Source organism: Streptomyces sp. NPDC058955 (assembly GCF_042741435.1).
Taxonomy (GTDB): domain Bacteria; phylum Actinomycetota; class Actinomycetes; order Streptomycetales; family Streptomycetaceae; genus Streptomyces.
This window is the reverse complement of record NZ_JBHYKM010000155.1, coordinates 1-14,502: the sequence shown is the minus strand read 5'-3', so window position 1 is coordinate 14,502 and position 14,502 is coordinate 1. Positions and strand designations below refer to the sequence as shown.

The 14,502-nt window shown below is 74.4% G+C and carries 9 protein-coding genes; 4 read left to right on the top strand and 5 right to left on the bottom strand.

The features are described 5' to 3' along the window. Window positions 1–392 precede the first annotated feature (392 nt). Together ACFW1I_RS35045 and ACFW1I_RS35040 are read left to right on the top strand one after the other, a co-directional pair. Window positions 393–899 (top strand): DUF6912 family protein, encoded by a 507-nt coding sequence (locus tag ACFW1I_RS35045; RefSeq protein WP_384677578.1) that lies wholly within the window; start codon window positions 393–395, stop codon window positions 897–899. A 24-nt stretch (window positions 900–923) separates the two neighbouring features. Next, the gene (locus ACFW1I_RS35040; RefSeq protein WP_384677577.1) at window positions 924–1,586 is read left to right on the top strand and encodes an HAD family hydrolase; all 663 of its coding nucleotides are present in this window, start codon (window positions 924–926) and stop codon (window positions 1,584–1,586) included. A 73-nt stretch (window positions 1,587–1,659) separates the two neighbouring features. Here the strand turns inward: ACFW1I_RS35040 and ACFW1I_RS35035 are convergent, their stop codons facing one another. Then, on the bottom strand, window positions 1,660–2,214 hold the full coding sequence (locus ACFW1I_RS35035; RefSeq protein ID WP_031008360.1) for a DJ-1/PfpI family protein: 555 nt from the start codon (window positions 2,212–2,214) through the stop codon (window positions 1,660–1,662). Between the two features lie 420 nt (window positions 2,215–2,634). On the opposite strand from ACFW1I_RS35035, the gene ACFW1I_RS35030 reads away from it, so the two are divergent. Next, the gene (locus ACFW1I_RS35030) at window positions 2,635–7,596 is read left to right on the top strand and encodes an NAD-glutamate dehydrogenase (protein WP_384677574.1); all 4,962 of its coding nucleotides are present in this window, start codon (window positions 2,635–2,637) and stop codon (window positions 7,594–7,596) included. Between the two features lie 54 nt (window positions 7,597–7,650). On the opposite strand, the gene ACFW1I_RS35025 is transcribed toward ACFW1I_RS35030, so the two are convergent. From ACFW1I_RS35025 to ACFW1I_RS35015, 3 genes are all read right to left on the bottom strand, one after another. After that, on the bottom strand, window positions 7,651–8,961 hold the full coding sequence (locus tag ACFW1I_RS35025; protein ID WP_384677572.1) for a glycosyltransferase 87 family protein: 1,311 nt from the start codon (window positions 8,959–8,961) through the stop codon (window positions 7,651–7,653). A 117-nt stretch (window positions 8,962–9,078) separates the two neighbouring features. Next, a complete protein-coding gene (locus ACFW1I_RS35020; protein WP_384677570.1) occupies window positions 9,079–9,855 on the bottom strand; it encodes an ABC transporter ATP-binding protein in 777 nt (258 codons plus the stop codon). Beyond that, window positions 9,848–10,792, bottom strand: coding sequence for an ABC transporter permease (locus tag ACFW1I_RS35015; protein WP_384677580.1), 945 nt, complete (start codon window positions 10,790–10,792; stop codon window positions 9,848–9,850). Before ACFW1I_RS35015 ends, ACFW1I_RS35020 begins: the two co-directional genes overlap by 8 nt. A 198-nt stretch (window positions 10,793–10,990) precedes the next feature. Between ACFW1I_RS35015 and ACFW1I_RS35010 the strand changes: the two genes are divergently transcribed. Then, window positions 10,991–11,614: a TetR/AcrR family transcriptional regulator gene (locus tag ACFW1I_RS35010; protein WP_384677568.1), complete on the top strand. Its 624-nt coding sequence runs from the start codon at window positions 10,991–10,993 to the stop codon at window positions 11,612–11,614. 47 nt (window positions 11,615–11,661) lie between these two features. Here ACFW1I_RS35010 and ACFW1I_RS35005 read toward each other — a convergent pair. After that, window positions 11,662–14,502: FtsK/SpoIIIE domain-containing protein (locus ACFW1I_RS35005; protein ID WP_384677566.1), on the bottom strand; the 2,841-nt coding region annotated here is incomplete at its 5' end.

Here is a 14,502-nt window from a genome sequence, read left to right as displayed (position 1 = left end):
GTGCCGGCGCAGCCGGGCCGCGCGCCGGGGCCGCCCTGCCCGGGCACGGTCGGCCGATGGCGCCCGCCGGCGCCGCCGGGGCGGCGGGCGGTGCGGGCGGCGAGGCCCTCGGCGGTGGCCGGGAGGGGCGGGCGCGGGGTTTCCGGGCCGGGGTGGGTGGCGGTGTGCGGCATGGGGGTCCCTTCGCGGAGCGACCGTGCGATACCGGTCGGTAACTTGATGTCGGGGATCTTGTACCGAAGGCTCCGGACGGCGTGCAAGAGCACACGGTGCCCGGGTGTGTACGCAGGGTGATTCGCCTATCAGGGTGAAGAGGGTCCACGGGTGGACATCCCGGGGCGGTGGGCCCGGACGTATCCTGAGGGCGATTCCGACTACGAAAGCGGCCAGCCATGCGCGTGTACGTCCCTCTGACCCTTCCCGGTCTCGCACAGGCGCACAAGGCGGGCGAGCTGGGGCCCGGTCCGCTGACCGCCTACGCCGTCACGCCCGCGCTGCGCGAGTGGTACGTCTCCGATGACATCGAGGAGCTGGAGTACGCGGCGCTCAGCCGCGCCGCCGCCGCCTCGCTGCGGCTCGTCGCGGGCGACCCGGAGGCGCCGCGGCGCCGGGTGGTCGTCGCCGTCGACATCGCCGACCGGGACGCCACCGTCGACCCGGACCGCGGGCTCGACGCCGGCGCGATCGGCGAGGTGCGGATCGCCGGCGCCGTGGCCCTCGCCAAGGCCGCCGCCGTGCACGCCGACGCGGACGACGCCGAGAAGGACGTCACCGCCGCGGCCGCCGCGCTCGGCGCCGCCGACCAGGGCGACGACGACGCGCAGTTCGTCGTGGACGGGGCCGAGGACCACGAGCTGCTCTGGTTCGGGGTCCAGGAGATCCCCTCCCTGCTCGGCTGAGGCCGCGGCCTGTACCGTCGCTCCATGGGGAAGCACCACACGGGGAAGCATCTGGTCTGGGACTGGAACGGCACCCTGCTCGACGACATCGGCGCCGTCATCGGCGCCACCAACGCGGCCTTCGCGGAGCTGGGCCTCGAACCGATCACGCTGGAGCGGTACCGCGAGCTGTACACCGTCCCGATCCCGAAGTTCTACGAGCGGCTGATGGGCCGGCTGCCCACCGACGCCGAGTGGCTCCTGATGGACGGGACCTTCCACCGGCACTACTGGGAGCGGGCCGAGGGCTGCGGGCTGACCACGGGCGCCGCCGAGCTGCTGGCCTCCCGGCAGGCCGCCGGGGGCACCCAGTCGCTGCTCTCGCTCGCGCCGCACGCCGAGCTGCTGCCGCTGGTGCGGCGGCACGGGATCGCCGAGCGGTTCGTCCGGGTCGACGGGCGCACCGACCGGTCCACCGAAGGCAAGTCCGCGAACATGGTCCGGCACCTGGAGGCGCTCGCCGTCCCCGCCGAGCGGATCGTCGTCATCGGCGACGCGGCGGACGACGCGGTGGCGGCGGCCCACGTCGGCGCGAAGGCCGTGCTCTTCACCGGCGGGTCGCACAGCCGGGCCTCGCTGGAGCGGGTCGGCGTGCCGGTCGTGGACTCCCTGGAGGAGGCCGTCGCGGTCGCGGAGGAGCTGGCCTAGCGAGGCCGGCCTGGCGAGGCCGGCCTGGCGAGGCGTACGGGGGCGGCCCCGGCGGACCGCCCCCGGCCCGCCGTCAGCCCTTCGCGCGCAGCACCTTCAGGAACTCGCGCATCCACGTCGGGTGGTCCGGCCAGGCGCGCGAGGAGACGAGCAGCCCGTCGACGACCGCCGCCGAGTCCTGGAAGTCGGCGCCCGCCGCCTGCATGTCCAGCTCCAGGGCCGGATACGCGGTGACCCGGCGGCCCTCCAGCCCGCCGACCGCCGCCGTCAGCAGCGGACCGTGGCAGATCTGCGCCACCGGCTTGTCCGCGTCGAAGAAGGACTTCAGGATCTTCCGGAGCTCCGGGTCGTTGCGCAGGTACTCCGGGGCCCGCCCGCCCGGGATCACCACGGCCACGTAGTCGCCCGGGTCGACCTCGGAGAAGGCGAGGTCGGCCGGCCAGGTGTAGCCGGGCTTCTCCGTGTACGTGTCGTAGCCCGGTTCGAAGTCGTGGACCACGAACCGCAGCTGCTTGCGCGCCGGAGCGGCGATGTCGACCTCGTACCCTTCTTCGAGCAGACGCTGGTACGGGTACAACACCTCCAGGGACTCGGCCGCGTCCCCTGTCACGATCAAGATCTTCGCCATGGCTCTCCCGGTCTGGGCGATGGTCGTCCGTCGTCGTGCTGGCGTCCACGCTGCACCGTTCGGCGTGATCCGCCAAGAGTGCATGTGTCGCTGTCCAGAACGTCAAACTTCCACCCCCGCTTTTGTACACATACGGCTCATGACGGGGCAGGGGGCTTGAGCGATAGGCTTTTCCCGTGATCAGCGCGATACGCCGCGGGGGCAGTGCGGCCCCCGGCTGCCGCCCGGTCCGCTCACGCGGCCGGGCCGCCCGTGCGTTCGCCGATCCCCTCCGTCCGGAAACGCCGCTCTTCGTGGCCGGTTTCGATCCGGGCATCTCCCATCCGGGCATAACGTCTCCTTCGACCGGAATCACCGCGTCGAGGCGTTCTGTCCTACCCACCGACGTCACGCAACGGCGCGCGACAGGAGTCAGAGGACATGCAGACCAAGCTGGACGAAGCAAAGGCCGAGCTGCTCGAGAGGGCCGCCCGCGTAGCTGAGCACAGCCCGGTCGGGGGGCGACTTCCGACGGGCCCGGAGGGCGAGCGCCCGGACCGGGACACCGTGCTCGACTACCTCCAGCGCTACTACCTGCACACCGCCCCCGAGGACCTCACGGACCGCGACCCGGACGACGTCTTCGGCGCCGCGCTGTCCCACTACCGGCTCGCGGAGAACCGCCCCCAGGGCACCGCGAACGTCCGGGTGCACACCCCGACGGTCGAGGAGAACGGCTGGACCAGCAGCCACTCCGTCGTCGAGGTCGTCACCGACGACATGCCGTTCCTCGTCGACTCCGTCACCAACGAGCTCTCCCGCCAGGGCCGCGGCATCCACGTCGTGATCCACCCGCAGGTCCTCGTCCGCCGCGACATCACCGGCAAGCTCATCGAGGTCCTCTCCACCCAGATCCACGGCGAGCTGCCGCACGACGCGCTCCCCGAGTCCTGGATCCACGTCGAGATCGACCGCGAGACCGACCGCGCCGACCTCAAGCAGATCACCGCGGACCTCCTCCGCGTCCTCTCCGACGTCCGCGAGACCGTCGAGGACTGGGAGAAGATGCGCGACGCCGCGCTGCGCATCGCCGACGGCCTGCCCGCCGAGCCCACCGCCTCCGACCTGCGGCCCACCGAGGTCGAGGAGGCCCAAGAGCTGCTGCGCTGGCTCGCCGACGACCACTTCACCTTCCTCGGCTACCGCGAGTACGAGCTCGTCGACGGCGACGCCCTCGCCGCCGTGCCCGGCACCGGCCTCGGCATCCTGCGCTCCGACCCGCACCACACCGACGGCGAGTCCGGCCACCACGCCCACCCGGTCTCCCCGTCCTTCAGCCGGCTGCCCGCCGACGCCCGCGCCAAGGCCCGCGAGCACAAGCTGCTCATCCTGACCAAGGCCAACAGCCGCGCGACCGTGCACCGCCCCTCGTACCTCGACTACGTCGGCGTGAAGAAGTTCGACGCCGCCGGCAACGTCATCGGCGAGCGCCGCTTCCTCGGCCTCTTCTCGTCCGCCGCGTACACCGAGTCGGTGCGCCGCGTCCCCGTCGTCAAGCGCAAGGTCCAGGAGGTGCTGGCCGGCGCCGGCTTCTCCCCGAACAGCCACGACGGCCGCGACCTGCTCCAGATCCTGGAGACCTACCCGCGCGACGAGCTGTTCCAGACCCCGGTCGACCAGCTCCGCTCCATCGTCACCAGCGTCCTGTACCTCCAGGAGCGGCGCCGGCTGCGGCTCTACCTGCGCCAGGACGAGTACGGCCGCTACTACTCGGCCCTCGTCTACCTGCCGCGCGACCGCTACACCACCCGCGTCCGGCTGCGGATCATCGACATCCTCAAGGAGGAGCTGAACGGCACCTCCGTCGACTTCACCGCCTGGAACACCGAGTCGATCCTCTCCCGGCTCCACTTCGTCATCCGCGTCGAGCCCGGCACCGTCCTCGCCGCCCTCACCGACGCCGACGTGGACCGCATCGAGGCCCGGCTCGTCGAGGCCGCCCGCTCCTGGGCCGACGGCTTCGGCGAGGCCCTCAACGCCGAGTTCGGCGAGGAGCGCGCCGCCGAGCTGCTCCGCCGCTACGGCAACGCCTTCTCCGAGGGCTACAAGGCCGACCACTCGCCGCGCGCCGCCGTCGCCGACCTGGTCCGCATGGAGGCCCTCGCCGCCAGCGGCAAGGACTTCGCGCTCTCGCTCTACGAGCCCGTCGCCGCGGGCCCCGGCGAGCGCCGCTTCAAGATCTACAAGACCGGCGACCAGATCTCCCTCTCGGCCGTCCTCCCGGTCCTCAACCGCCTCGGCGTCGAGGTCACCGACGAGCGCCCGTACGAGCTCCGCTGCGCCGACCGCACCCACGCCTGGATCTACGACTTCGGCCTGCGGATGCCCGCGCCCACCGGCAACGGCGGCGACTACGTCGGCGACGACGCCCGCGAGCGCTTCCAGGAGGCGTTCGCCGCCACCTGGACCGGCGAGGCCGAGAACGACAACTTCAACTCCCTCGTCCTCTCCGCCGGGCTCACCTGGCGCGAGGCGATGGTGCTGCGCGCCTACGCCAAGTACCTGCGCCAGGCCGGCTCCACCTTCAGCCAGGACTACATGGAGGACACCCTCCGCAACAACGTCCACACCACCCGGCTGCTCGTCTCCCTCTTCGAGGCCCGGATGGCCCCGGGCCGGCAGCGCGCCGGCACCGAGCTCATCGACGGCATCCTGGAGGAGCTGGACGGCGCCCTCGACCAGGTCGCGAGCCTGGACGAGGACCGGATCCTGCGGTCCTTCCTCACCGTCATCAAGGCGACCCTGCGGACCAACTTCTTCCAGAAGTCGAGCGACGGCCGGCAGCACTCGTACGTCTCGATGAAGTTCGACCCGCAGGCCATCCCCGACCTGCCGGCCCCGCGCCCGGCCTTCGAGATCTGGGTGTACTCGCCCCGCGTCGAGGGCGTCCACCTGCGCTTCGGCAAGGTCGCCCGAGGCGGTCTGCGCTGGTCCGACCGGCGCGAGGACTTCCGTACCGAGATCCTCGGCCTGGTCAAGGCGCAGATGGTGAAGAACACCGTCATCGTGCCCGTCGGCGCCAAGGGCGGCTTCGTCGCCAAGCAGCTGCCGGACCCCGCCGTGGACAGGGACGCCTGGCTGGCCGAGGGCATCGCCTCGTACAAGACCTTCATCTCGGCCCTGCTCGACATCACCGACAACCTGGTCGCCGGCGAGGTCGTGCCCCCGGTCGACGTGGTCCGCCACGACGAGGACGACACCTACCTCGTCGTCGCCGCCGACAAGGGCACCGCCACCTTCTCCGACATCGCCAACGGCGTCGCGGAGGACTACGGCTTCTGGCTCGGCGACGCCTTCGCCTCCGGCGGCTCCGCCGGCTACGACCACAAGGGCATGGGCATCACCGCCCGCGGCGCCTGGGAGTCCGTCAAGCGGCACTTCCGCGAGCTGGGCCACGACACCCAGACCGAGGACTTCACCGTCGTCGGCGTCGGCGACATGTCCGGCGACGTCTTCGGCAACGGCATGCTGCTCTCCGAGCACATCCGCCTGGTGGCCGCCTTCGACCACCGCCACATCTTCATCGACCCGAACCCGGACGCGGCCACCTCCTACGCCGAGCGCCGCCGCCTCTTCGACCTGCCCCGCTCCTCCTGGGCCGACTACGACACCTCGCTGCTGTCCACGGGCGGCGGCATCCACCCGCGCACCGCGAAGTCGATCCCGGTCAACGCCCACATGCGGGCCGCCCTCGGCATCGAGGACGGCGTCACCAAGCTGACCCCGGCCGAGCTGATGAAGGCGATCCTCCAGGCCCCCGTGGACCTGCTGTGGAACGGCGGCATCGGCACCTACGTGAAGTCCTCCGCCGAGTCCAACGCCGAGGTCGGCGACAAGGCCAACGACGCCATCCGCGTCGACGGCCACGACGTCCGCGCCAAGGTCGTCGGCGAGGGCGGCAACCTCGGCGCCACCCAGCTCGGCCGCATCGAGTTCGCCCGCGCCGGCGGCCCCGAGCGCGAGGGCGGCAAGATCAACACCGACGCCATCGACAACAGCGCCGGCGTCGACACCTCCGACCACGAGGTCAACATCAAGATCCTGCTCAACGGGCTCGTCGCCGAGGGCGACATGACCGTCAAGCAGCGCAACAAGATCCTCGCCGAGATGACCGACGAGGTCGGCCGGCTCGTCCTGCGCAACAACTACGCGCAGAACACCGCCCTGGCCAACGCCGTCGCCCAGTCGCCGTCCCTGCTCCACGCCCACCAGCGCTTCATGCGCCGCCTGGGCCGCGACGGGGCGCTCGACCGCTCGCTGGAGTTCCTGCCCAACGACCGGCAGATCCGCGAGCTCCTGGGCAACGAGAAGGGCCTCAGCCAGCCCGAGCTCGCCGTCCTCCTCGCGTACACCAAGATCACGGTGGCCGACGAGCTGATCGGCACCGAGCTGCCCGACGACCCGTACCTGGCGGGCCTGCTCCACGCCTACTTCCCGACGCTGCTGCGCGAGAAGTTCGGCGAGGCCGTCGACGGGCACGCGCTGCGCCGCGAGATCATCACCACCGTCCTGGTCAACGACACCGTCAACACCGGCGGCTCGACCTTCCTGCACCGCCTCCGCGAGGAGACCGGCGCGTCGCTGGAGGAGATCGTGCGGGCGCAGACCGCGGCCCGGACCATCTTCCGGCTGGGCGAGGTCTGGGACGCCGTCGAGGCCCTGGACAACAAGGTCCCGGCCGAGGTCCAGACCCGGATGCGGCTGCACTCCCGCCGGCTCGTCGAGCGCGGCACCCGCTGGCTGCTCAACAACCGGCCGCAGCCGCTCGCGATCGGCGAGACCATCGACTTCTTCGCGGAGCGGGTCGAGCAGGTCTGGGCGCAGCTGCCGGAGCTGCTGCGCGGCGCGGACCAGGAGTGGTACCGCTCGATCCTCGACGAGCTGACCGGCTTCGGCGTGCCGGAGGAGCTGGCCGTGCGCGTCGCGGGCTTCTCGTCCGCCTTCCCGACGCTCGACATCGTCGCGATCGCCGACCGCATCGAGAAGGACCCGCTGGCCGTCGCCGAGGTCTACTACGACCTGGCCGACCGGCTGAAGATCACCGGCCTGATGGACCGGATCATCGAGCTGCCGCGGGCCGACCGCTGGCAGTCCATGGCCCGCGCCTCCATCCGCGAGGACCTCTTCGCCGCCCACGCGGCGCTGACCTCGGACGTCCTGGTCGCCGGCAACGGCACCTCGACGCCGGAGGAGCGCTTCAAGGCGTGGGAGGAGAAGAACGCGGCGATCCTGGGCCGGGCGCGGACGACCCTGGACGAGATCCAGGGCTCGGACACCTTCGACCTGGCGAACCTGTCGGTCGCCATGCGGACGATGCGGACGCTGCTGCGCACGCACAGCTAGTCGCGCGATGCGGTGAGGAAGCCCCGTCGGACTGCCCGTCCGGCGGGGCTTCGGCTATTCCCGTACGGGGGCGACCGTGGCCCGCCACAGGCGGTGGGCGGCGACGGCGGCCGCGGCGAGGAGGAGGCCGTTGCGCAGCACCATGACCGTCACGCCGAGGGGGGTGCCGACGACGACGTCGGCGTAGAGGACCGGATACGCGAGGGAGCTGAGCGCCGCCGCGGGGAGCAGGAGCAGGGCCACCGGGCGCATCACCGTACGGCGGGAGGTGAGGCAGACGGCGGCGAGGCCGAGCAGCCACACCAGGTACTGGGGGCTGATCACCCGGCTGGTCACGGTGAGGAGCAGCACCGCGGCGAGGGCCGCGTCGAGCGGGGTGGCCTCGGTCCAGCGGGTGGCGCGGAGCCGCCAGAACACCAGCCAGAGGACGGCGGCGACGGTCAGCAGCAGGAGGAGGTGGCCGAGGGTGGAGACGTACGGGCCCACGTACTCGTAGGCGCCGTAGCGGACCTCCGCCGACCCCGGCCACAGTCCGGCCGCGCGGGCGACGGCGAGCGCGGTGCCGCCCAGGGACTCGACCTGGACGCCCCGGGCGCCCTGCCCGCGCAGGAAGCCGAGCGAGCCGGAGAAGCAGAGCGCGAGCACGCCGAGGAGGGCGCCGGCGGTGACGGCGGCGGCCGTCCACGCCTCGCGGGTGGTACGGCCCCGGGGTGTGCCGATCAGCGCGAGCGCCGGCCACACCTTCACCAGGGCGCCGAGTCCGGCGAGCGCGCCGCCGAGCCGGTGGCCGGCAGGGGAGCGGCCCTTGAGGAACAGCAGGGCGAGGACGGCGAGGGCGGTGGCCTGCACGTCGTACCGGGCCAGCGGCAGGTGGAGGAGGAGCGGCAGGGCGCAGACCCAGTACCAGGCGCCGTGGGTGAGCCGGGAGCGGTCGGCGACGGCGAGCCCGAGGGTGACGGCGGCGTCGGCGAGCAGGGTCAGGACGACGAACGCCTGGGTGTAGCCGAGCCAGGGCATCAGCAGCCCCGGCGCCATGATCACGAGGCCGGCGCCCGGCGGGTACTGCCAGGCGGGGTCGGCGGGCGGGAAGGCGCCGTCGGCGAAGAGGCCGTACCAGTGGCGGTAGAGGAGCTGGACCTCGTGGCCGACCCCGCCGACGCCGAGGCTGTCGCTCGCGAGCAGCGCCAGCATGCCCACGCGCGTGAGCAGCCAGACGGCGGCGAGGGCGAGGGCCGGGCCGCTCCCGACGGTGACGAAGGTGGCGGACGTGAAGGTGTCCGACTCGAAGGGCGAGCGGGTGAGCGAGGGGGGTGCGGGGGAGGTGGGGCCGGAGGCGCGGGAGCGAGGGCGATCGGGCGTCGTCACGCTCCGACCGTAGGTCGGTTGGGTGGCGTTTGCCCTGTTTTTTCGGCTGGATGGAGCCGGTCGGGTGGGTGGTGGTTCCCGGGCGTCAGGCGGGCGGGTGGGGGTGCTTCCCGAGTGTCAGGCGGGCGGCTGGGGGGTGCTTCCCGAGCGGGTGAACTCCTCGTACGCCGCCACCACCTCGTCCGCCGGGCCGTCCATCCGGAGCGTCCCCGCCTCCAGCCAGAGCGCGCGGTCGCAGGTCTGCCGGATGGTCGTGTGCGCGTGGGCGACGAGGAAGACCGTGCCCGCCGCGGCCCGCAGTTCGTCGATGCGGCGGCGGCTGCGGCGCTGGAAGGCGGCGTCGCCGGTGGCCAGGGCCTCGTCGATGAGGAGCACGTCGTGGCTGCGGGTGGTCGCGGAGATGGCGAAGCGGAGGCGGGCGCCCATGCCGGAGGAGTACGTGCGCATGGGGCGGGCGAGCGGGTCGTCGTCCTCGTGGCCGGGTCGCCTGAGTCCCGAGAAGTCGACGATCTCGTCGTACCGGGACGCGACCTCCTTGCGGCTCATGCCCATGGCGAGGCCGCCCAGGATCACGTTCCGCTCGCCGGAGAGGTCGTTCATGAGGGCCGCGTCGACGCCGAGGAGGGCGGGGCGGCCGCGGGTGTAGAGAGCGCCGCTCTCTATCGGCTGGAGGCCCGCGATGGCCTTCAGGAGGGTGGACTTCCCCGATCCGTTCGAACCGATCAGGCCGATCGCCTCGCCGCGCCGGGCGACGAAGCCGACGCCCTTCACGGCGTGCACCCGGCGGCTGCCGCCGGGGCCGGTCGGCACGGTGTACGCGATGTGGACGCGGTCGGCGATGACGGTGGGGTCCCCCGGTGCCGTCCCCGCGTGCGTCGTTCCCCGGTCAGCCACGGCCGTACGTCTCCTCCGCCTTCCAGAACCAGACGAAGCCGCCGACGAAGGCGAGTGCCGCCCAGCCGGCGGCCAGGGCCCACACGTGGGGCGGCAGGTTGTCCGCGGTGAAGCTGCCGACGAGGGCGAAGCGGACCAGGTCGATGTAGACCGCCGCCGGATTGCACTGGAGGGCGAGGACCAGCCGGTCCGGGAAGCGGCCGCTCGACGCCATGGAGCCGATCGACCACATCACGCCCGAGACGTACATCCAGGTGCGCAGCACGAACGGCATCAGCTGGCTGATGTCCGGGGTGCGGGCGGCGAGCCGGGCGAGCGCGAGCGAGACACCGGCGCTGAAGAGGGCCTGGAGCGCGATCGCCGGCACCGCGAGCAGCCAGCTCCAGGTGGGGAACTCGCCGAAGCAGAGCAGGATCACGACGAGCGCGGCGAGCGACAGCAGCAGTTGCTGGAGCTGGAGCAGCGCGAGGGAGAGCGGCAGGCTCGCGCGGGGGAAGTGCAGGGCGCGGACCAGGCCGAGGTTGCCGCTGATGGCGCGGGTGCCGGCGGTCAGCGTGTTGGCGGTGAAGGTCCACACGAACACGCCGGTCAGGAGGAAGGGGAGGTAGTCCGGGATGCCGTGCTGGACGTCCATCAGGACGCCGAACATCAGGTAGTACACGGCCGCGTTGAGCAGCGGGGTCATCAGCTGCCACAGCTGGCCGAGCCGGGCCTGGCTGTACTGGGCGGTCAGCCGGGCCGTCGCGAAGGCGGCGATGAAGTCGCGGCGGGCCCAGAGTTGCCGGACGTAGGCGGGGAGCGACGGCCGGGCGCCGCTGACGGAGAGGCCGTGGCGGCGGGCGAGGGCCCGGAGGTCCTCGTCGGGGGCCGGTGGTGGGGGCGGGGTGGGGGTCGGGCCGGGCGTGGAGGCGGTGGTCGGCGGCGGGGGCAGTGTCAGGGTCACGTGCGGGCGCTTTCGACGGAGGGCGGGGCGCTCCCGTGCGGGTGCCCCCGTGTGGGGTGTGCCGGCGCGGTGTTCCGGCACGTCGGGACGCGTCTGTTGCGTCGGGACGGATCCGTATCGTCGCTGGAGCGAGACTAGGCCGGGTCGACGTCGGAACGCAACCGTATCGTCGTGACGTCACCGTTGGTTAGGATGCGGTTCATGAGCACCCCCACGCCCCGCCGCGCTCCCGCCGGAGCCGCCGTGCTCCGCGAGGACGTCACCGAGGCCATCCGCGCCGCCGTCTTCGAGGAGCTCGCCGCCGTCGGCTTCGCCCGGATGTCCATCGAGGGCATCGCGCGCCGCGCGGGGGTCGGGAAGACCGCCGTCTACCGGCGCTGGAAGTCCAAGCTCGCCCTCGTCCTCGACCTGGTCGGGGCCGTCGCCGCGCAGGGCCTGCCGGCGCCCGCCACCGGCTCGCTGGAGGGGGACGTACGGGCGCTGCTCACCGTCGCCTCGCACGCCCTGCGCCACCCGATCGCCTCGCAGGTCATCCCCGAACTCCTCGTCGAGGCCGCGCGGCATCCGGAGATCGCCGAACCCGTCCGCACGGCGCTCCTGGACGGGCAGGACGGCGTCGTCGCCCAGATCGTCCGCGAGGCGGTGGCCCGCGGCGAACTCCCGGAGGGCACCGACCCGGCCCGCGCCCTCGACCTCGTCGTGGGCCCGCTCTACTGGCGCCTCGTCGTCGTCCGCACGGACCTCCCCAAGGGGTACGTGGACGACCTCGCCCGCGCGGCGGTGGCCGGGCTGCGGACGCTGTCGCCGGGGGCGTGAGCCGGGCCTGACGCCCCGCCCCGGGCCAGGCCCGGGTCAGGCCCGGGTCAGGCGTGGGTGAGCGGCGGGACCGGAGCGGCCTCCACCGAGCGGGCGGCGCGGTCGAGCGCGCTCGCCAGCAGGGCCAGGTCCGTCGGGCCGTTGCCCAGCTCGCGGACCGGGCGACGGGCGGGCGGGTCGCCCATCCGCTCCCACTCCAGCGGGACGACGGTCGGCCGCAGGGTCGCCGTCCGGGGGATCCGGCCGGTGATGCGGCCCGCCTGGAACGGCGTCACCCGCCCGTCCGGGTGCCCCAGCCGGCCCCGCCCGGGCGCCGGCACGTCGGGCCCCGGCACGCTCGCCGGGGCGTCCAGGACCACGCGGAGCCGGGCGCCGTGCGCCAGGTCGGTGTCGACCGTCCGGTCCGGCCGGGCCGAGGTCGCGATCAGATGCACCCCGAGCCGTTCGCCGTGCCGCGCGACCGCCTCCAGGGCCCGGACGACGGACCCGGCGGCGGGCCGTCCCGGCGCGCCGAGCGCGGGGGCGACGAGGGCGTCGAAGTCGTCCACCAGCACGACGAGCCGCGGCAGCGGCACCCGGCCGGCGGCGGCCCGCGACAGGTGGTCCTCCTCGCTCCCCGGCCGCGGCACACGCGCGCCGCCCCGCTCCATGTCCCCGGAGCCGGGGTACGCCGTACGGCCGCTGCCCGTGCCCGGGACGTCGCCGGATCCCGGGTACGGGGTCCGGGCGCTCGGCGTCCGCGCGAGGTCGCCGCCGCCGGGGTGCGCGGTCCGGCCGCTCGTCGTGCTCTGCACGTCACCCGCGCGCGGGTACGCCGTACGGCCGCTCGCGGGGCCCTGGACGTCTCCGGAGCGGGGGTACGCCGTCCGGGCGCTCGGCGTACGGGAGAGGTCGGAGGCGCTCGGGTACGGGGTGCGGCTGCTGGACGCGCCGGTGACGTCCTCGGTGCCGGGGTAGGCCGCGCGGCCGCTCGCCGCGCCCTGGACGTCTCCCGCGCCCGGAGGGGCCGTCCGGCCGCTCGCTGCGCCCTGGACGTCTCCCGCGCGCGGGTACGCCGTACGGGCGCTCGGGGTCTCCCTCAGGTCCTCGGGGCCCGGGAGGGTGTCGTCGGTGCGGAGGGTGCGGCCGCTGGCGCGGGTGGGGAGGTCGGCGGCGCGGCCGCCCAGGCGGCCGTTGAAGGTGGCCGGGAGGTCGCCCACGTGCGCGCGGCCGCCCAGGCGGTCGCTGGGCGTCGACGGCAGCTCGTCGGAGGCGTCGGCGGGGCGGGGGACACGGGCCGAGGGACGGTCGGCGAGGTCCTCCGCGCCCTGGTACGGCGTGCGGACCCCCGGCGGGCTGTCGCCCACCGCGCCCGCGCCCGTGCGCAGGGTGCGGCCGCTCGGCCGGTCGCCCAGGTCCGAGGCGTCGGGGAGCCGGAGGCCCGCCCGGACGCCCTGCGGGACCGCCTCGGCGGCGCTCGCGCCACGCTGGCCGATCACCGCGCGCGTGCTCCGGCGGTCGGCGAAGTCCGCGTCCCCCAGCAGCTCCGCGCGGCGCTTCAGCTCCGCGCCCAGCGCCTGGGCGAACTCCCGCATCCGGACCGGGTCCGACGCCACCAGGTGCTCGGTGACGTGCGGCAGCTCCGTACAGGCCGCGAGTCCCTCGCCGCGCTCGCCGCCCGCGCCGTCCACCAGGAGCAGCCCGAGCCGGTCCGGGCGGCCGCCGGCCGCGAGGGAGGCGGCGACGGCCCGGAGCAGCTCCGTACGGCCGCTGCCCGCCGGGCCCTCGATCAGCAGGTGCGGGCCCTCCGCCGTGAGGTCCACGGAGAGCGGGCCGCGCGGGCCCGCGCCGAGGACGGCCGTGCCCTCCCCGGCGGACGCCCAGCGGGCCATCAGGGACGCGGGCGTGGCCCGGGCCAGGCCCAGCTCGTCCAGCAGCCTCGCCGACGGCGGCAGGGCGGCGGCCCGCCCGGGGGCGGCCGCCGCGGAGGCCGTGCGCAGCGGGGCCAGCGCCCGCCCGAAGCGCTCCGCCCAGGCGACCGAGACCGCGTCCACGACCCCGACCGTGCCATGGCCCGCGACCCGCCCGCCGGACGTCCGCAGCAGCCGCAGCGCCGTGGCCACGTCCCCGCTGAGCAGGGCCGCCGCCCCGCACTCGCGGAAGGCGAGGGAGGCCGCGCAGGCCGCCTCGTAGGTGGCGGCGACCGGCGAGGCCGGGGAGGCGGAGGGTGCCTCGGCGAGGCAGATCAGATGGATGCCGGCCGCCGCGCCGGCCCCGGCGAGCCGGGCCACCGTCTCGCGCAGCGCGGCCGTGCCCGGGTCGCCGTCCACGACGACGACCGTCGCCGGGCCCGCGTACCGCGCGGCGGCCTCCGCGACCGCGGCCCGGTCCGCGCTGGCCCAGCCGGGCCCCAGCGGCCCGTCGTCGAGGCGCCGGGTCAGCTCGGCCGTACGGGCCTGGGCCTGCTCGCGGTCGTACGCGAGGAGCAGCCGGCAGTCCTGGCCGTGCGCGGGCCGCACGTGCGGGAGCCAGCCGAGCCAGCCCCAGGCCCGCCGCCGCTCCTCCAGGGGACGGTTCCGGTCGGCGCTGACGAGGACGATCTCCAGGTCGGCGGGGGAGTGCAGGGCCGCCAGCTGGGCCACCACGGCCCGGGCCAGCCCGGTCAGCCGGTCCGCGGGACCGGCCAGGCCGAGCGACCCGGCCTCGCGCAGCCCGACGGTGACGGGCACCCCGGACAGCTCCGCGCGATCGGCGGTGCCGAGCCGGACCACCAGGGCCTCGGGATGGTCGACGGCCCGCTCCCACAGACGGGGGCCGGGGCCGAGCGCGGTGAGCAGGACCGCCGAGGGGTCCGGCCAGGTGTCGGGCGTCGCGGTCGCGCCGGGCGCCTCGGACCGGCCCGCCTCCGG

Bases quoted from the DNA above. Each gene is read 5' to 3' on its own strand.
- ACFW1I_RS35010 (WP_384677568.1), top strand. From the start codon at position 10,991: ATGCGGTTCATGAGCACCCCCACGCCCCGCCGCGCTCCCGCCGGAGCC.
- ACFW1I_RS35035 (WP_031008360.1), bottom strand. From the start codon at position 2,214: ATGGCGAAGATCTTGATCGTGACAGGGGACGCGGCCGAGTCCCTGGAG.
- ACFW1I_RS35040 (WP_384677577.1), top strand. From the start codon at position 924: ATGGGGAAGCACCACACGGGGAAGCATCTGGTCTGGGACTGGAACGGC.
- ACFW1I_RS35030 (WP_384677574.1), top strand. From the start codon at position 2,635: ATGCAGACCAAGCTGGACGAAGCAAAGGCCGAGCTGCTCGAGAGGGCC.
- ACFW1I_RS35045 (WP_384677578.1), top strand. From the start codon at position 393: ATGCGCGTGTACGTCCCTCTGACCCTTCCCGGTCTCGCACAGGCGCAC.